We start from the raw sequence: 16637 nt of genomic DNA, 5'->3' as shown, positions 1-16637 counted from the left end.
AGCGTGGCGGAGCCACGCGTAATCCGACAACAGTGTTTGCCATGACCCTGGTGGTGTCGGATTACGCGCTTGCGCGCTAATCCGACCTACCCGACTGGCGTGACCCGTACAGACGAAAAAAAACCCAAGAGTCGAAACTCTTGGGTTTTTTTCTACAAATTTGGTCGGAGTACAAGGATTCGAACCTTGGACCCCCTGGTCCCAAACCAGGTGCGCTACCGGGCTGCGCCACACTCCGAAGACCAAGATAATACAGGCCGTATCGACTTCGGTCAAGGGTCAGGTGAAACTCTGTGTAAATTATTTACGCGCGGCACTGCGACTCATGTATTTTTCAAAACGATACAAGTATGCGACACTGGGTTTGCAAGTTTTCCCGATCAGACATGAAGGCGACGACGGCAATGGATTTCAGTATTGAAAGAAGCGACGGCGGCCAACCCTTGCCGAACCGCCGCGGCATCGCGCTCGGCGTCGGCGTGTCCTTGCTGCTGCATGGCGCCTTGATCTACTTGTGGCGCCACGTGCAGCCGTCTGTGCCACCGGACACGGCCCCGCGCGTGGAATCGATCGCCGTGTGGATACGCCCGCTGGCCGCCAGGCCCCCGCCGCCACCTGTCGAGGTGGTCAAGCCGAAGCGGGAAGCCAAACCCGTCAGCAAGCCAAGACTCGCCGCTGCCCGCGAAACACCGGCGGCGGCATCCAGCCCGCAAGCCATCACGGTCGTCACCGCGTCACCGGCCACGCCGGCGGCCAGTCCCGATACCTTCAGGCAAGAAACTGCGGAGACGCCAAAGTTCGACATGGAAGCGGCCAGGAAGACGGCGCGCAAGATGGCGGGCGAGCGCGACCCGTCCAAGGTGGGCACGGCCGTGGGGCAAATTCCCGACAAGCCGCTGCAAACGGAAACCCAGCTGGCGCGCGACATCGCGCAAGGCAAGCGCGGCGATTGCCGCACCGCTTATGCAGGGGCGGGCTTGCTGGCGCCCGTGCTGATGTTGCTCGATAAAAAAGATAGTGGTTGCAAGTGGTGATGGGCTGCTTGACTATACCCATATTGGGTACTAACATACCCAATATGGGTACTTTCGCAGATACATTATTTTCCAAGACACAGCAACGCGTGCTGGCTTTGCTCTTTGGCCAGGCGCAACGGTCTTTCTATGCAAATGAAATCATCGCCTTCGCGGCCATCGGTTCGGGCGCCGTGCAACGCGAACTGGCCAAGCTGGTGAAATCGGCCCTGGTGACCGTCAAAAAAGTGGGCAACCAGAAGCATTACCAGGCAAATCATGATGCGCCGATCTTCGACGAGCTGCGCAGCATCGTGCTGAAAACCTTTGGCGTCGCCGATGTGCTGCGCGTGGCCCTGCAACCGTATTGGCAGGAAATCGACCTGGCGTTTGTGTACGGTTCGATGGCCAAGGGCACGGAACAGGCGCACAGCGACATCGACCTGATGGTCATCGGCGGCATGACATCAAACGCCCAGTTGCTGACGGCCTTGCAGCCAGCGCAACAGCAGCTGGGGCGCAGCATCAACCCGACCTTGTACACGCCAGAAGAATGGCGGCAAAGAATAGACGAGGGCAAGTCGTTCGTTGGGCGCATCCTCGAACAACCCAAGATTTTTGTCAAAGGGGCCGATGATGAACTCATCAACCTCGCAGGCGCTGGCGAACCTGGCGCGCATCGGCCAGCTCAAGGCTGAGCCACCCGACGCACGCGAACGAGCCGGCTTGCTGCGCTCGGCCACCGTGCGCCTGCGCGATGCCAGGCAGGTGATACTATCGCTGGAAAGCCGCTTCGACCTGGCGTATAACGCCGCGCATGCGGCTGCCCTGTCTGCGCTGCGTCAACATGGTTATCGCAGCGACAACCGCTATCTCGTCTTTCAGAGTCTGGAACACACGCTGAATTTTACGCCGCAGCAGTGGCTGCTATTCAACCAGGCGCACCGGAAGCGCAATCTGGCGGAATACGAGGGCGATCTCGATGTCACACAGGGCTTTGTCGACGAGTTGATCGAGCATGTGGAACAGTTGCTCGCGGCGGCAAGTGCACTCGATGTCCGGCCGCCGTCCTGATCGCCTTATTCCTGCCCCTTCAACTGCAACGCCCGTTCATACAGGGCGTTTTTCTTGCGGCCCGTGATTTGCGCCGTCAGATTCGCCGCCTGCTTGACGCTGCATTCGGCCAGCAGGATGTTGAGGATGCGTTCCGCTTCCACGTCTTCCGCGTCCTGCGCTTCGGTCGCGCCTTCCAGCAGGACGACGAACTCTCCCTTTTCGCGGTGCGCGTCGGCGCGGATCCAGCTTTCCGCTTCGGACAGGGGACAGCGGTGGATTTCCTCGAACATTTTCGTCAGTTCGCGCGCAAACACCACCTGGCGCGTGGGCTCGAACGCTTCCACCAGGGCCGTGGCGCAATCGAGGATGCGGTGCGGCGCCTCATAGAACACCATCGTCGCCGTCACGCCGCGCAGGCTGTGCAAGATGTTTTCGCGCTGCTTGGCCTTCGCCGGCAGGAAGCCGACAAAGTAAAACTGGTCATTCAACAGGCCGCTGGCGGAAATGGCCGTGATCGCCGCCGACGGGCCGGGCAGGGGCAACACGCGCAAGCCGGCCGCGCGCACGGCGTCGACGATGCGCGCGCCCGGGTCAGAGACGGCCGGCGTGCCCGCGTCCGAGACGAGGGCGATGCGCTCGCCCGCGTGCAGACGGGCAATCAGCGTTTGCGCCACCTCGCGCTCATTATGTTGATGCGCCGCAATCAATGGCTTGTTCAGGCCGAAGCGCGTCAGCAGGTGCGCCGTGTTGCGCGTATCTTCACAGGCGACGGCGTCGGCAATGCTCAGCAAATGCAGCGCGCGCAGGCTGATGTCGGTCACATTGCCGATCGGCGTGGCCACTATATACAATGTTGCGATAGGATAGACCTGATGCGCCGCCTCTGTCATGATGGGCAGGCTGGCGATGGAACTGATTTCTTGTACGGTCATTTTGGAGGTTGAATGCTTGCTAATAGTGTGAAGTTACTGCTTGTTTGTGCCGCGACCGGCATGCTGAGCGCTTGCAGCACGCCTTGCGACGCGCCCGGGCAATTGTGCGCGCCTATTGAATCTAACACAAGGGCGCTACCGCCACCGAAGCCGCTGCCGCCGCCCGTGCCGCCGAAACCGCCCGCGCCCGAACCGGTGACGTTTGCCGTGGCCGTGCCCGATATTACCGCGTACGACGGCAACGGCGCACCGCTGCCGCCCATCACCACCAAGCCGGCGACGGGCACGCCGCAAGACATGCCGGCCGCCACGGCGCCGGCGCCGTCCGATGGCAAGGTCCACCACATCGGCCTGCTGCTGCCGCTGCGCTCGGCCTCCCTGGGCCCGGCCGCCGAATTGCTGCGCACCGGTTTCATGGCCGCGTATGAGCGCGACCGCAGCGGCTTCGAAGTGACGGTGATCGACACGGGCGACGGCAGCACGGATATCCTGAACAAGTTTGCGCAAGCGCAAGAGGAACAGGACGTCGTCGTGGGGCCTTTGTCGCGCTCGGCCGTGACGGCCGTGGCGAATAGCGATCTGGTGCGTAAGCCGACGATCGCCCTGAACCACCCGGACAACCGCGGCGAGGCGCGCCTGCCGGCCAAGCTGCTGGTGATGGGCCTGTCGATCGAGGCGGAAGCGCGCCAGGTCGCTGCCTGGGCCGCCAGCGAACAGCCGGGCGCCAGCGCGCTGATCCTGTCGGCCGGTTCGCCTTCGCAGCGCCGCATCAGCGCCGCCTTCAAGCAGGAATGGCTGCGCCAGGGCGGCAAGGTCGATGCGATGGACTTGACGGCCACGAACGGCTACCTGAGCGATGCGGAACTGGTGCAGCTGCGCGCACGCCTGGCCGCGACGCCGCCGGGCCTGCTGTTTGTCGCGCTCGACGCCGACCAGGCGCGCCAGCTGCGCGTGGCCATCGGCAGCGATCTGCCCCTGTATGGCACCTCGTCCTTGAATCCCGGCGCCGGGCGCGGCGCCAGCGGCCCCGAGCTCGACGGCGCGCGGCTGCTGGATTTGCCATGGCAAGTGCAGCGCGACCATCCGCAAGTGATGGTGTATCCACAGCCGCCGCAGCCTGCCGAACGCCGCCTGACGGCCGACATGGAACGCCTGTATGCGCTGGGCATCGATGCCTTCCGCGTGGCGCGCGAAGTGGCGCTGCGCCCGAACACGCCGTTCACGCTCGATGGCGTGACGGGCCGTCTGGCTGTACGCTTTGACGATGATCAAAGCGTGTTCGAACGCACGGAACAAGCCGCCACCTACCAGCAGGGCGTGCTAGGCACCTGGCCGCCGGCCGCGCCGGCCACGCCACCGGTACAGTAAGGACATGCGCCATGCCGCCCTTCGCTTTCTGGAACAAACGGGAACGGGGACGGCAGGGAGAAGACGATGCGCTCGCGTATCTGCTGCTGCAAGGCCTGGTGCTACTGCAACGCAATTACCTGTGCAAGGGCGGCGAGCTGGACCTGATCATGCGCGATGGCGCCTGCATCGTTTTCGTCGAAGTGCGGCTACGCAGCAGTGCAGCCTACGGCGGCGCCCTGGCCAGCATCACGCCAGCCAAGCAGCGGCGCATGGTGGTGGCCGCGCACACCTGGCTGCAGGGGCAAAAGACTTTGCCGCCGTGCCGCTTCGACGCGCTGGCCATCGATGGCGGGCGCATCAGCTGGCTGCGGAACATCCTCGATATGTAAGCATTTTTAACAGTGCTTGTCCGCCATGCCGCGCGCCTGCACTATAATCGGCAGACTATGAATAATCAACGCATCCTCTCGCACTTCCACGAAAGTGCCGAACTCAAGATCCAGGCCGCTACCGTGCTGGCGCCACCCATCGCGCAGGCGATCGACCTGATGTTTTATGCATTGTCCAACGGTAACAAGATCCTCGCCTGCGGCAACGGCGGTTCCGCCGCCGACTGCCAGCACTTCGCGGCCGAGCTGGTGGGACGCTTCGAACGCGAGCGCTTTCCGCTGCCGGCCCTGGCGCTGACGACGGATACGTCGATCCTGACGGCCGTGGCGAATGACTACAGCTACCGCGAGATTTTCTCGAAGCAGGTGCAAGCGTTCGGCCAGGCCGGCGACATCTTGCTGGCCATCTCCACGTCGGGCAATTCGGCCAACGTGATGGCGGCCGTGGAAGCGGCGCTCGAGCGCGAAATGCGCGTCGTGGCGCTGACGGGCAAGGACGGCGGCGCCATCGGCAAGATGCTGACGGACGCCGACGTGCATATCTGCGTGCCGGCCGAGCGCACGGCGCGCATCCAGGAAGTCCATCTGACCACCATACATTGCATCTGCGACGGCATCGACGTCGCGCTATTCGGAGGAGACGTGAATGACTAAATTCGGTACTGGCCCAGGCTGGAAACGCGTACAACGCCCATTGGCGACAGCACTGCTGTGCGGCGCCATGCTCACCTCGCTCACCGGCTGCATCGAACTGATGGTCGGCGGCGCAGTGATGGGCGGCGTTGCCGCGGCGGACCGCCGCACCCTGGGCGCCCAGACCGAAGACAAGTCGATCGCCCTGAAAGGCGAGTCGCGCATCCCCTCCATCGTCGGCGATGCCGGCCATGTGAACGTCACCAGCTTCAACCGCCGCGTCCTGCTGACGGGCGAAGTGCGCGACGAGGCGATGAAAAATGCCGTCGAACGCGAAGTGCGCAATATCGAGGGCGTGGGATCGGTGGCCAATGAACTGATCATCGCCGGCCCGGCCAGCTACACCTCGCGCTCGAACGACGCGCTGATCACGGCCAAGGTCAAGGCCAGCCTGGTCGACATGAAAACCATCTCGGCCGCCTCGTTCAAGGTCGTCACGGAAAACGGCACCGTCTTCCTGATGGGCCGCGTTACCCAGCGCGAAGGCACGGTCGCGGCCGACGTGGCGCGCGGCGTGGGCGGCGTGCAGAAAGTGGTCAAGCTGTTCGACTACATTTCGGAGACGGAATTGAAACAATTGCAGCCCGATCCGCCGCAGCAGCGCACGACGAGCACGGTCAGCGATACGGTACAGCAGTAAGCGTTCTCCCCCATCCGGCCTACGGCGCCTGAGTGATGATGCGACTATAATGGCCGCATCGTTGCTCTACATTAGTGAAACTTCGCCATGTCAACTTCGCCCTCCGCAAGCAAGTCCTGGATCAAGCCAGCCCTCATCGCCGTCTTCGTGGCAGGCGTGGCGACAGCCGGCTATCTGTCGCTGAATGACAAGCAAAGCGCGCCGGACGTGACCTTCCACGGCATCCATGGCGAGAAAATCACGTCAAACAGCCTGCGCGGCAAGGTGGTGATGGTCAATTTCTGGGCCACCTCGTGCACCACCTGCGTGGCGGAAATGCCGGAGATGATCGACACCTACAACAAGTACAAGGGGCAGGGACTGGAATTTGTGGCCGTGGCCATGAAATACGATCCGGCCAACTATGTGCTGAACTTCGCCGAAACGCGCCAGCTGCCGTTCAAGGTGGCGCTCGACGTGACGGGCGAAGCGGCCAAGGCCTATGGCGACGTGGCCCTCACCCCCACCACCTTCGTGCTCGACAAGCAGGGCAAGATCCTCAAGCGCTACGTGGGCAAGCCGGAATTCGCCGAACTGCACAAGCTGCTCGAATCTGCGATCGCCGGCTAATTGCGCGGCCATCGCACACGCGACAAAACCTTGTTGCCAAGTGTTGCCATACTGTTATAACCTTCCCAGGCGTGATCCGATTCACCTTGTGAAGGCCAGCCGTGCCCCTAGCCGCTCCACCCGACCCGCAACAACTGAAAGCCTGGCTGCTTGCCGCCGGCAACAAGGACGCCATCGCGTTCCGTCAGCTATATAACTGCACATCATCGAAACTGTTTGGCTTCGCGCTGCGTATATTGCATAAGCAAGAGCTCGCTGAAGAAGCCTTGCAAGAGGGTTTCGTCGCCATCTGGAACAATGCCGCCACCTACCAGAGCCATCTGGCCGCGCCAATGACCTGGATGGCCACCATCGTGCGCAACAAGGCGTTCGATGTGCTGCGGCGCAGCGACGATACCGTGGAAATCGATGCCGAACAGTTTGATAGCGAAGTCATGAATGCACTGCGGGATCCCCAGGCCACGCCGATTGAATCACTGCAACTGAGCGGTGACGCCAAGGCGCTGGCGTTTTGCATGTCGGCCCTGGAAGGGCTGCACCGGCAGGTGGTGGCCCTGGCGTTCTATCACGACCTGTCGCACAGCGAAGTGGCGCAGCAGATGTCGCTGCCGATCGGCACCGTGAAGACGTGGATACGCCGCAGCCTGGAACGGCTGCGCACGTGCCTGGAGAAACGGGAGGCATCATGAATATCCGCGGCAATGACGCGCTGCGTCAGAAACTGGCGTCCGAATACGTGCTGGGCACCCTGAAAGGGGGCGCGCGGCGGCGTTTCGAAGGCTGGCTGCACAACGACGCCGATTTGCGCAATATCACGGCCGAATGGCGCCAGCGTTTGGAACCGATGGCGGAATTCGCCACGCCCGTGGCGCCGCCCAAGCGCGTGTGGCAGCAGATCGAGCAGCGCCTGCACCTGGCGCCGCAGAGGGGCCGGTCACTGTGGCGCGATTCGCTGTCGTTCTGGCGTGGCCTGGGCATGGCGTCGAGCGCCATCGCCGCGCTACTGGTGATCGTCGTGGCCACGCGCGTGATGGACGCGCCGCAGATCAGCTATGTCGCCAGCCTGACGGACGAGAAAGCGCAAACGGCCCTGCTGCTGACGGCCGACAGCCGCCACGGCGCGCTCGAGGTGCGCATGGTGGGCAACGCGCCCGTGCCTGCCGATCGCGACCTGGAACTGTGGGCCGTGCCGAAGAGCGGCAACCCGCGTTCCCTGGGTTTACTGGCCGACAAGGGCAACGTGACACTGGCCCTGTCGCAGCGCGCCATCGGCAACGACGTGGCCTTGCTGGCCGTCACCCTGGAACCGAAAGGCGGTTCGCCGAATCCGAACGGACCGACGGGGCCCGGTTTGTATAAAGGTAACTGGGTCAGGCTATAAGGAAATGTCGGGTTACGCAGCGCTGCTGCTAACCCGACCTACCGGCCTATTTCGGATACAGAATCATCTGCGTGCAACGAAACAGGGCAATCGTCTTGCCCGTTTCCTTGTTTTTCACCACGGCATCCCACACTTGCGTGTTGCGGCCCTTGTGCTCGACCTTGGCCGTGCAGGTGAGCGTGCCTTCGCGGACCGTGCCCAGGTGGTTCGATTTCAACTCGATGGTGGTGAAGTTGTTCGCGCCTTCGGGCAGGTTGACGATGCAGCCATAGCCGGACGCCGTGTCGGCCAGGGTCACGACGCTGCCCGCGTGCAGATAGCCGTTCGGCGCCAGCAGATGTGGCAGCACGGGCAATTCCGCCGTCAGCTGGCCGTCGCCCACGGCCGTGATGACGATGCCCAGGTGGCCGGGCAAGCGGCCGGTGCCGCGCTCATTCAACATTGCTACGGTGATGTCGGGATTGCTCATGCTGGTCCTTGTGCGGGTGAATCCGGACAGGGGATACGCCGGAAAATACTATGATGATAGCAACTTTCCCCGCATCGGTTTGACGGCCGCCTATTTCCGGCCGCGCCGCCGTTTCCACCACACCAAACTGCCCGTCAACAGGAACAGCAGCGGCATCAAGCCAAATACCGTAATAAAGGCGCGCCCGGCCACGCCGAACGCCTGGCCCGAATGCAGGGGAAATTGCCAGCCCAGGAAGCGCTCGCCATACGAGGCCATGAGCGGATCGCGGATGCGCAGGGGCAAGCCGCTGCGCGCGTCGAGGGTGATGCGCGTGGCGCCGTCGCCGTGGGCGATTTCGCCAGGCTGGCGCACGCGCACGTCATACGGCTGGTCCTTCCTGGCCGGCAGCACGATGCGCGACACGCGCGCCTGCGGATACAGCAGTTGCGCGGCAGCCATCGCCTGGCCCGCATCAAGCAGGGCGCCGTCCTGGGCCACATTTTTCAATTTTGCCGTCTCCGGCACCGTCGACACGAGCTCCACCAGCGGCACGATCAATTGCGGCAAATTGAAATAGATGCCGGAAAAGGCGATCACGGCCAGCACGGGCGCGGCAAAGAAGCCCGCCGCCTTGTGAAACGTGTAATAAAAACGGGGCCAGGAGCCACCATGCGACACGGTCAGCGCGCGCTTGATCGCCATCCACTGCAGGCGCGGCCACCACAGATAGATGCCGCTCAGCGCCATCATCAGCAGCATCACGCCGGAAATGCCCGTGATGGTCTTGCCCGCGTCGCCCGACAATACATAGCGGTGCAAATGAAACATGCCCGACATCAATAGCGGACGCGTGAAGCCGAAACGCCCCCAGTCACGCTCGCCTTTGACTTGCAGGGTGTAGGGGTCGACCATCACCTGGCGCACGATGGCCTGACTGAACGGGGACGGCTTGCCGGCCTGGCGATACGAGGCCACGTACACGTCGCGCGCATCGGCGGGCGGATTGAGCTGGGCCGGCTTGCCGTAGGCGGGGTCGGCCGTGAGTGCATCCACCACCGCCTGCACGGAGCGCGGCGTCACCTGGAACACCTGGCCGGGCGCGGGCGTGCTCGCCTGCAACAAATTCGGATTCAGATACGCGTCGAGTTCCGGCATCCAGGCGATGGCGGAACCCGTCAAGCCCAAGAGGACGAACAGGGCGCCAAACCACAGGCCCGCATACAGGTGCAGTTTGCTGAGCAAGTACTTGATCGAGCGTTGTGACATGGAAACTTTGGGGAACAGGGCTGCGGAACGATAGCATGAAAGCCCCACAGTAAAAATCATGCGCATCAAGAAAGGGAAGAACCGCACAACACGCTCATGGAAACGTTGGTACTGGCTGAAAACGAGCGTTTCAGCACCATCAGCGAGCGCATCGGCATCGCGGGTACAGCTTGCACGGCATACACTTTCCCCTATACTTATCGAAAGGAAAACCATGACCACTTCCCGCCTCCTCGCCGTCACGCTGGGTTTCGCCCTTCACCTGGGTGCCCACGCGGCCGATTTCACCGTCACCAGCACCGACATCGCTCCCGGCCAGAGCCTGGCGAGCGCGCAAGTATTCCAGGGCTTCGGCTGCACGGGAGGTAATCTGGCGCCGCAATTGTCGTGGAGCAATGCTCCCGCCGGCACGCGCAGCTTTGCCATCACCCTGTACGATCCCGACGCGCCCACGGGCAGCGGCTGGTGGCACTGGAGCGTGTTCAATCTGCCAACCAGCACCACCTCCTTGCCTGCGGGGACGACAACGTCCACCTTGCCAGTGGGCGCCGTGCAAGGACGCAACGATTACGGCGATAGCGCCTACGGCGGCGCCTGTCCGCCACCGGGCGACCAGCCGCACCGCTACGAGATCACGGTGTGGGCGCTGAAAACAGACAAGCTGCCGCTGGACCAGCACGCCAGCGGCGCCATGCTCGGCTACATGCTCAACGCCAACGCGCTGGGCAAGGCACAGCTGACGGGACTGTATGGCCGATGACATGGAAACGGTGGCCCTGAGCGAGCTGCGTATCGCGCACGGCACCATCGAGGCGCGCCGCGCGCAAACCCTGCGCCGCGTGCCCGTCTTCCAGAGCGCCCTGTGCCGCGTGCGGCAGGGAACGAAACTGCTGGAGTGGGGCGCGCGCCAGGCACGCGCTGGCATGCACGATGTAGTGCTGATGCCGGCGGGACAGGAACTGGGCGTGGCCAACCTGCCCGGCGCGCAAGGCTACCGGGCGGAAGTGCTGAGTTTTTCGCCGGCCCTGATCGCCCGTTTCCGCGCGCGCCACGGCGGCCTCGTCGATACCCAGCTGCGCCAGGCGGCCACGGCCAGCCTGTGTGTGCCGCTCGATGCCCACGCGGCACTGGCCTGGGACCAGCTGACGGCCAGCCTGGCGAGCAGCACACCGCCCGCGCTGCTGGCGCACCAGGCGGAAGGCTTGCTGCTGGCCCTGGCCTTGGGCGGCCATTGCGGCCCGCTGCTGCTGGACCGCCGCGATCCGCTGGCCGCGCGCGTGCAGCAAGTGCTGCTGCTGGACCCGGGCGCCGACTGGAGCGTGGCCAAGGTTGCCAGCCATCTGCACCTGGGCGCCTCCACCCTGCGCCGCCAGCTGGCCCTGGAGCAGCGGCACTTCCGCGCCATCCTGGAAGACGTGCGGCTGGGACTGGCCTTGCAGGAATTACAATCGGGCATCTTGCCCATCGGCGACATCGCCGCCGCCTGCGGCTACGCCTCGCCATCGCGCTTCGCGGCCCGTTTCCGCCAGCATTACGGCCTGTCGCCGCGCGACTTGCGCGCCACCGTGTAAGCCCGCTCTGGCGCAAATCACGCAACAAGCGCTGACAAGGCGGCGATTTTCTTGCTACTATGCGCCCATGTCTTCCCGCCAGCCCACCCGCAAGCCTTACCCGGCGTCCGCCCTCGCGCGCACGCCGTGGCGGCTGTGCGTGGCTCTGTTCAGTGCGCTGGCCCTCGTGTTCCTGCTGTCGACGGCCGCCTCGCACCTGCACAAGACGACGCTCGACGCGGAAGAGTGCGCGCTGTGCGCCACCGTCATCGACAAGGTGGCCGATCTCGCCGTGCCGCCGGCCATCGTCGAGCCGCCCGTCCAGTTACTGCCGTACCGTCTGCTGGCCCTCGCGCCCGCCACCCTGGCGCCCGTCGCCGCCCTCGTCCTGCCGCCCGTGCGCGGCCCGCCTGCCGCCTCACTGTAGTTCCCACGCCGTTTTTCCTTTTTCAGGCTGCCCCTTGTCGCGCTTGCATGCGCGCCGGGCCGCCTGGCGTTGACTATTTTCGAGGTTTACCATGCAACACACACCACGCCTGAGCGCGCTGTCGCTCGCCCTTGCCAGCCTGTTTAGCTTTTCCGCCCACGCCGCCGAACCTGCCGAGGCCAATACCGATGCCGCCCCACAAGACATGCAAAAGGTCGAAGTCACCTCCGCCCATCTGAAAAGCGCGCGCATCGAGCTGTCGCCGAAAGTCGGCACCACCATCTACAGCATCGACAGTCACATGGTCGACATGCTGGGCCAGGGCGACAACACGCCATTCAATGAAGTGCTGCTGCGCCTGCCGGGCGTATCGCAGGATTCGAAGGGCTCCGGCGCCCTGCACGTGCGCGACGACCATGCCAACGTGCAATACCGCATCAATGGCGTGCAACTGCCCGAAAGTATCAGCGGCTTCGGCCAGTCGATCGACACGCGCTTGATCGACCACACGGATTTCATGACGGGCGCCTTGCCGGCCCAGTTCGGCCTGCGCACGGCGGGCATCGTCGATATTGAAACGAAGGAGGGCGGCATGACGCCGGGCGGGCGCATCGGCATCATGGTCGGCAGCCACGACCATGTGGAGCCGAGTGCCGAATTTTTCGGCAGCGTGGGCAAGTTCAATTACTACCTGTCCGGCAGCTACCTGGGCAATGCGCTGGGCGTGGAAAACCCGCAAGCCACGCGCAGCGCCCTGCACGACAAGACGCGCCAGAACAAATCGTTCGGCAGCCTGTCGTATTTTCTTGATGATAATACGCGCCTGGGCGCCATGTTCGGCACCTACAACGGCCGCTTCCAGATCCCGAACAACCCGAACCAGGCGCCGGGCTTCTCGCTGGACGGCCACAGCGATGCGCAGGCGGGCACGTCCACCTTGCCGTCGTCGCAGCTGAATGAAAACCAGCGCGAAGTGAACCGTTTTCTGGTGTTGTCGCTGCAAAAAAGCCTGGGCGACGTGAATTACCAGGTGTCCGCCTTCCACCAGTATTCGGAACTGCACTTCACGCCCGACGCCATCGGCGACCTGATCTACAACGGCGTGGCCTCGGACTCGCGCCGTGCCAACAGCGCTTCCGGTGCCCAGTTCGACCTCAGCTACAAATTGCACCAGGACCACACCGTGCGCGCGGGCCTGGCCTACACGCGCCAGAAGACGACCAGCGACAACACGGTGGCCGTCTTCCCCGCCATGGACGGTGCGCAAACGTCCACCACGCCGGTCAGCATCCTGGACAACAGCGGCAAGACGGGCACCCTGGCCAGCTTTTACCTGCAGGATGAATGGCATATCAGTAAACCCTTGACCCTGAACTATGGCGCCCGCTTCGACAAGGTCTCGGCCTACACGAGCGAGCAGCAATGGAGCCCGCGCGTCAACCTCGCATACCAGATCGCGCCGGGCACGGCCCTGCACGCGGGCTATTCGCGCTACTTCACGCCGCCGCCGCAGGAACTGGCGGCGCAAGCCAACATCGACCTGTACGCCAACACGACGAATGCGCCGGCAATCGGCCAGTCCGACAACGTCAAGGCCGAGCGCACGCACTACTACGACGTGGGCATCAGCCACCAAGTGAGTTCAAAACTGACCGTGACGGCCGATGTGTACTATAAAAAGATCAACAACCTGCTCGATGAAGGCCAGTTCGGCCAGGCATTGATCCTGACGCCGTTCAACTATGCGGACGGCTACGCCAAGGGCCTGGAATTGTCGGCCATCTACAGCGAGAAAAACTGGGGCCTGTTCCTCAACGCCAGCACGCAAAAGGCGCAAGGGCGCAACATCAATTCGGGCCAGGCCCTGTTTGGCGCCGATGAGTTGAACTACATCAGCCAGCACTATGTCTATCTCGATCATGACCAGAAATACACGCTGTCCGGTGGCGGCCATTATCACTTCGGCGACTCGCAAGTGAGCGCTGACTTCCTCTACGGCAGCGGCCTGCGCATGACGCCGGACGGTGGCGCACCGAATTCCGGCCATTTGCCCAGTTACTTCACCGTCAACACGGCGCTCACGCACACGTGGAAAAACACGCCCGTGGGCAAGGTGGAAGGACGGCTGGCCCTGATCAACCTGTTCGACAAGTCGTACCTGCTGCGCGACGGTTCCGGCGTGGGCGTGGGGGCACCGCAGTACGGCGCCCGCCGCAGCCTGTACGCAGGTCTGTCCACAAGCTTCTAAAAGTTACGCGCGAAGACAGCGGCAGGGTGCAACGCCTGCCGCTGTCGGTTGCCGTCATGCTTCAGCTATCGCCCCAGACGATGGGCGCCTGCCCGTGCGCCTGCAGGTAGGCATTCGCCTGGCTGAACGGCTTGCTGCCAAAGAAACCTTTGCTGGCCGACAAGGGCGAAGGGTGGGGTGCCGCCAGCACAAGGTGCTTGCCGGGGTCGATCAGGCTGCGCTTGGCTTGCGCATAGCCGCCCCACAGGAGGAACACGAGGTGTTCGCGCTCGGCGGACAGGTGGCGAATGGCGCTGTCCGTCAGCTTTTCCCAGCCCTTGGCCGCATGCGAGCCGGCTGCCCCGGCGCGCACGGTCAGCACGCTGTTGAGCAGGAACACGCCTTGCTCGGCCCAGTCGGACAAATCCGTGCGCGTGCGCGCCACGTCCACGTCAGCGGATAACTCCTTGAAGATATTCTGCAGGCTCGGCTGCGCGGGATGGCCATCCGGCACGGAAAAGCACAGCCCCATGGCGGCGCCCGGCGTGTGATACGGGTCTTGCCCCAAGATCACGACTTTGACTTGCCCGAACGGCGTCAGGTCGAATGCCCGAAAAATGGCCTTGCCAGGCGGAAAACACGGCCCCGCCGCATACTCTTCCTTCACGAAGGCCGCCAGGCGTTCCCAGTACGGCTGGGCGAATTCCCCCTCCAGCCGCGCCTTCCACGATGCGTCGATGCGTACGTCCATGCCTCACCTCATAGCTTATTCACCAACCATGCTTTTTCAGCATGCCAGTATAGAACGCTCAGCCGCATGAAGTGGACACGATACGAACAGGCAAAAAAAAGCCACCGGCGTTAGCAGGTGGCTTTGATACGGCGCAAGGGGCTTAGAAATTCAGCGCCGATTCCACGCCGGCGCTGTGCGCCTGTTCATCCGCGTGGTACGAGCTGCGTACCATGGCGCCTACGGCGGCGTGGGTGAAGCCCATTTTATAGGCTTCTTCCTCGAACATTTTAAACACGTCCGGGTGCACGTAGCGGCGCACGGGCAGGTGACTGTTCGATGGCGCCAGGTACTGGCCGATGGTCAGCATGTCGATATCGTGCTCGCGCATGTCGCGCATCACTTGCAGGATTTCCTCGTCCGTCTCGCCCAGGCCCACCATGATGCCGGACTTGGTTTTCACGTCCGGGTACATGGCCTTGAAATCCTTCAGCAGTTTCAAGGAATGCATGTAGTCGGAACCGGGACGGGCTTCCTTGTACAGGCGCGGCGCCGTTTCCAGGTTGTGGTTCATGACGTCAGGCAAGCCATCCTTGAACAAATTCAACGCTTTTTCCAGGCGGCCACGGAAGTCGGGCACCAGCACTTCGATGCGGGTGTTCGGCGACAGGGCGCGCGTTTGCTGGATGCACTCGACGAAATGGCCGGCGCCGCCGTCGCGCAAGTCATCGCGGTCGACGGAGGTGATGACGACGTAGTTCAGGCGCAGCTTGGCGATGGTTTTCGACAGGTTGGCCGGCTCTTCCTTGTCCAGCGGATCCGGACGGCCATGGCCGACGTCGCAGAACGGGCAGCGGCGCGTGCACTTGTCGCCCATGATCATGAAGGTGGCCGTGCCCTTGCCGAAGCACTCGCCGATGTTCGGGCAGCTGGCTTCCTCGCACACGGTCACGAGCTTGTTTTCGCGCAGGATGTCCTTGATTTCATAGAAACGGGTCGAAGCCGACGCGGCCTTGACGCGGATCCAGTCCGGCTTTTTCAGGCGCTCGACTTGCTCGATCGGAATGATCTTGATCGGGATGCGCGACGTCTTGCTGGCGCCTTTTTGCTTTTCGCTCGGGTTGTACGCTGGAGCGGCAGTAGCGGCGGGGGCGGTGCTGGAAATGGTCTCAGAAGTCATGGCTGCAAGCCCTTGAAGGGCGTGTTGGTTTGTTTGCTCAGGCATCCGCTGCCTGAGGCGCGCCTGCGGCGCTGTTTACTTCGCTTACATCGAGTAATACGGTCAATTCCTGGGCCAGGGCCCGCTGCACCTCGGCCAGCGGCGCCACCACGCCCATGCTGCGCATGTCCACCGTCTTCAGACCGGAATAGCCGCAGGGGTTAATCCAGGAAAACGGCGCCAGGTCCATCGCCACATTGAGCGATACGCCATGGTAGGTGCAGCCGTTGCCGCGCACTTTCAATCCCAGCGCGGCGATCTTCGCACCCTTGTCTGGCCCGCCGGCGATATAGATGCCAGGCGCGCCATCGATGCGTTCGCCAGCAAGATTATACGCCGCCAGCACGTTGATGATGGCTTGCTCGATTTTATGCACGAACTGGCGCGCATACAGCTTGCCGCCCGGCTTGTTGCGGCGCAAGTCCATCAACAGGTAAATCACCACCTGGCCGGGGCCGTGGAACGTCACTTCGCCGCCACGGTCCGTCTGCACTACGGGGATCGCGTCCGCGCCGGCCAGCAGATGGCCGCGGTCGGCCGCCAGGCCCAGGGTGAACACGGGCGGATGCTCGACGATCCACAGTTCGTCGCGCGTGTCGGTCGTGCGCGCGTCGGTAAACGCGCGCATGGCGGCAAAGGTCGGCTCGTAATCGACGCGGCCCAGCTCGCGGATCAGCGCCGTTTCGGTGCGGGTGGTGGTCATG

Annotated in this window: 20 protein-coding genes and 1 tRNA gene; 14 read left to right on the top strand and 7 right to left on the bottom strand. The window is 63.4% G+C overall.

Annotated elements, in window-relative coordinates:
- Window positions 1-161: 161 nt before the first annotated feature.
- A tRNA-Pro gene (locus KY494_RS18190) sits at window positions 162-238 on the bottom strand.
- Window positions 239-404: 166 nt separating this feature from the next.
- Between KY494_RS18190 and KY494_RS18185 the strand changes: the two genes are divergently transcribed.
- From KY494_RS18185 to KY494_RS18175, 3 genes are all read left to right on the top strand, one after another.
- Entirely contained in the window at window positions 405-1034 is a 630-nt protein-coding gene (locus KY494_RS18185; protein ID WP_219887761.1) for a hypothetical protein, read from the top strand.
- A gap of 89 nt (window positions 1035-1123) precedes the next feature.
- Window positions 1124-1711 carry a nucleotidyltransferase domain-containing protein gene (locus KY494_RS18180; protein ID WP_258194304.1) on the top strand — a complete coding sequence of 196 codons (588 nt, stop codon included), beginning with the start codon at window positions 1124-1126 and terminating at the stop codon, window positions 1709-1711.
- The gene (locus KY494_RS18175; RefSeq protein ID WP_219887759.1) at window positions 1650-2087 is read left to right on the top strand and encodes a hypothetical protein; all 438 of its coding nucleotides are present in this window, start codon (window positions 1650-1652) and stop codon (window positions 2085-2087) included. Before KY494_RS18180 ends, KY494_RS18175 begins: the two co-directional genes overlap by 62 nt.
- A gap of 5 nt (window positions 2088-2092) precedes the next feature.
- On the opposite strand, the gene rsmI is transcribed toward KY494_RS18175, so the two are convergent.
- Entirely contained in the window at window positions 2093-3001 is a 909-nt protein-coding gene (gene rsmI, locus KY494_RS18170) for a 16S rRNA (cytidine(1402)-2'-O)-methyltransferase (RefSeq protein ID WP_096232747.1), read from the bottom strand.
- A gap of 165 nt (window positions 3002-3166) precedes the next feature.
- Between rsmI and KY494_RS18165 the strand changes: the two genes are divergently transcribed.
- The 7 genes from KY494_RS18165 to KY494_RS18135 all read left to right on the top strand — a co-directional run bounded on the left by KY494_RS18165 (window position 3167) and on the right by KY494_RS18135 (window position 8063).
- The gene (locus KY494_RS18165) at window positions 3167-4369 is read left to right on the top strand and encodes a penicillin-binding protein activator (protein ID WP_219887758.1); all 1203 of its coding nucleotides are present in this window, start codon (window positions 3167-3169) and stop codon (window positions 4367-4369) included.
- 11 nt (window positions 4370-4380) lie between these two features.
- Window positions 4381-4740 carry a YraN family protein gene (locus KY494_RS18160; RefSeq protein ID WP_219887757.1) on the top strand — a complete coding sequence of 120 codons (360 nt, stop codon included), beginning with the start codon at window positions 4381-4383 and terminating at the stop codon, window positions 4738-4740.
- Between the two features lie 57 nt (window positions 4741-4797).
- Window positions 4798-5394: a phosphoheptose isomerase gene (locus tag KY494_RS18155; protein WP_219134195.1), complete on the top strand. Its 597-nt coding sequence runs from the start codon at window positions 4798-4800 to the stop codon at window positions 5392-5394.
- Complete coding sequence (locus KY494_RS18150) at window positions 5387-6073, top strand: BON domain-containing protein (protein WP_219887756.1); 687 nt, start codon at window positions 5387-5389, stop codon at window positions 6071-6073. The genes KY494_RS18155 and KY494_RS18150 overlap by 8 nt, the downstream gene beginning before the upstream one ends.
- 87 nt (window positions 6074-6160) lie before the next feature.
- A complete protein-coding gene (locus KY494_RS18145) occupies window positions 6161-6682 on the top strand; it encodes a peroxiredoxin (protein WP_219887755.1) in 522 nt (173 codons plus the stop codon).
- Window positions 6683-6783: 101 nt separating this feature from the next.
- Entirely contained in the window at window positions 6784-7371 is a 588-nt protein-coding gene (locus tag KY494_RS18140) for a sigma-70 family RNA polymerase sigma factor (RefSeq protein ID WP_219134192.1), read from the top strand.
- Window positions 7368-8063, top strand: coding sequence for an anti-sigma factor domain-containing protein (locus KY494_RS18135; protein ID WP_219887754.1), 696 nt, complete (start codon window positions 7368-7370; stop codon window positions 8061-8063). Before KY494_RS18140 ends, KY494_RS18135 begins: the two co-directional genes overlap by 4 nt.
- Before the next feature lie 46 nt (window positions 8064-8109).
- Here the strand turns inward: KY494_RS18135 and KY494_RS18130 are convergent, their stop codons facing one another.
- Entirely contained in the window at window positions 8110-8532 is a 423-nt protein-coding gene (locus KY494_RS18130; RefSeq protein WP_219134190.1) for a PaaI family thioesterase, read from the bottom strand.
- A 90-nt stretch (window positions 8533-8622) separates the two neighbouring features.
- Complete coding sequence (locus KY494_RS18125; RefSeq protein WP_219887753.1) at window positions 8623-9780, bottom strand: PepSY domain-containing protein; 1158 nt, start codon at window positions 9778-9780, stop codon at window positions 8623-8625.
- 214 nt (window positions 9781-9994) lie between these two features.
- Between KY494_RS18125 and KY494_RS18120 the strand changes: the two genes are divergently transcribed.
- The 4 genes from KY494_RS18120 to KY494_RS18105 all read left to right on the top strand — a co-directional run bounded on the left by KY494_RS18120 (window position 9995) and on the right by KY494_RS18105 (window position 14005).
- Window positions 9995-10540 carry a YbhB/YbcL family Raf kinase inhibitor-like protein gene (locus KY494_RS18120; protein WP_219887752.1) on the top strand — a complete coding sequence of 182 codons (546 nt, stop codon included), beginning with the start codon at window positions 9995-9997 and terminating at the stop codon, window positions 10538-10540.
- The gene (locus KY494_RS18115) at window positions 10530-11351 is read left to right on the top strand and encodes a helix-turn-helix transcriptional regulator (protein ID WP_219887751.1); all 822 of its coding nucleotides are present in this window, start codon (window positions 10530-10532) and stop codon (window positions 11349-11351) included. The genes KY494_RS18120 and KY494_RS18115 overlap by 11 nt, the downstream gene beginning before the upstream one ends.
- Window positions 11352-11418: 67 nt before the next feature.
- Window positions 11419-11757 (top strand): hypothetical protein, encoded by a 339-nt coding sequence (locus KY494_RS18110; RefSeq protein WP_219887750.1) that lies wholly within the window; start codon window positions 11419-11421, stop codon window positions 11755-11757.
- Window positions 11758-11848: 91 nt separating this feature from the next.
- Entirely contained in the window at window positions 11849-14005 is a 2157-nt protein-coding gene (locus KY494_RS18105) for a TonB-dependent receptor (protein WP_219887749.1), read from the top strand.
- Between the two features lie 61 nt (window positions 14006-14066).
- Here KY494_RS18105 and ung read toward each other — a convergent pair whose 3' ends face one another.
- The 3 genes from ung to lipB all read right to left on the bottom strand — a co-directional run bounded on the left by ung (window position 14067) and on the right by lipB (window position 16636).
- The gene (gene ung, locus KY494_RS18100; protein ID WP_219887748.1) at window positions 14067-14735 is read right to left on the bottom strand and encodes a uracil-DNA glycosylase; all 669 of its coding nucleotides are present in this window, start codon (window positions 14733-14735) and stop codon (window positions 14067-14069) included.
- A 142-nt stretch (window positions 14736-14877) separates the two neighbouring features.
- Entirely contained in the window at window positions 14878-15894 is a 1017-nt protein-coding gene (lipA, locus tag KY494_RS18095) for a lipoyl synthase (RefSeq protein ID WP_034782748.1), read from the bottom strand.
- Between the two features lie 37 nt (window positions 15895-15931).
- Window positions 15932-16636: a lipoyl(octanoyl) transferase LipB gene (gene lipB / locus KY494_RS18090; protein ID WP_219887747.1), complete on the bottom strand. Its 705-nt coding sequence runs from the start codon at window positions 16634-16636 to the stop codon at window positions 15932-15934.
- Window position 16637: the final 1 nt, after the last annotated feature.

This window comes from Janthinobacterium sp. PAMC25594 (assembly GCF_019443505.1).
Taxonomy (GTDB): domain Bacteria; phylum Pseudomonadota; class Gammaproteobacteria; order Burkholderiales; family Burkholderiaceae_D; genus Janthinobacterium.
Note: the sequence above shows the minus strand (reverse complement) of the source record. Positions and strands in the feature narration are given on the sequence as shown.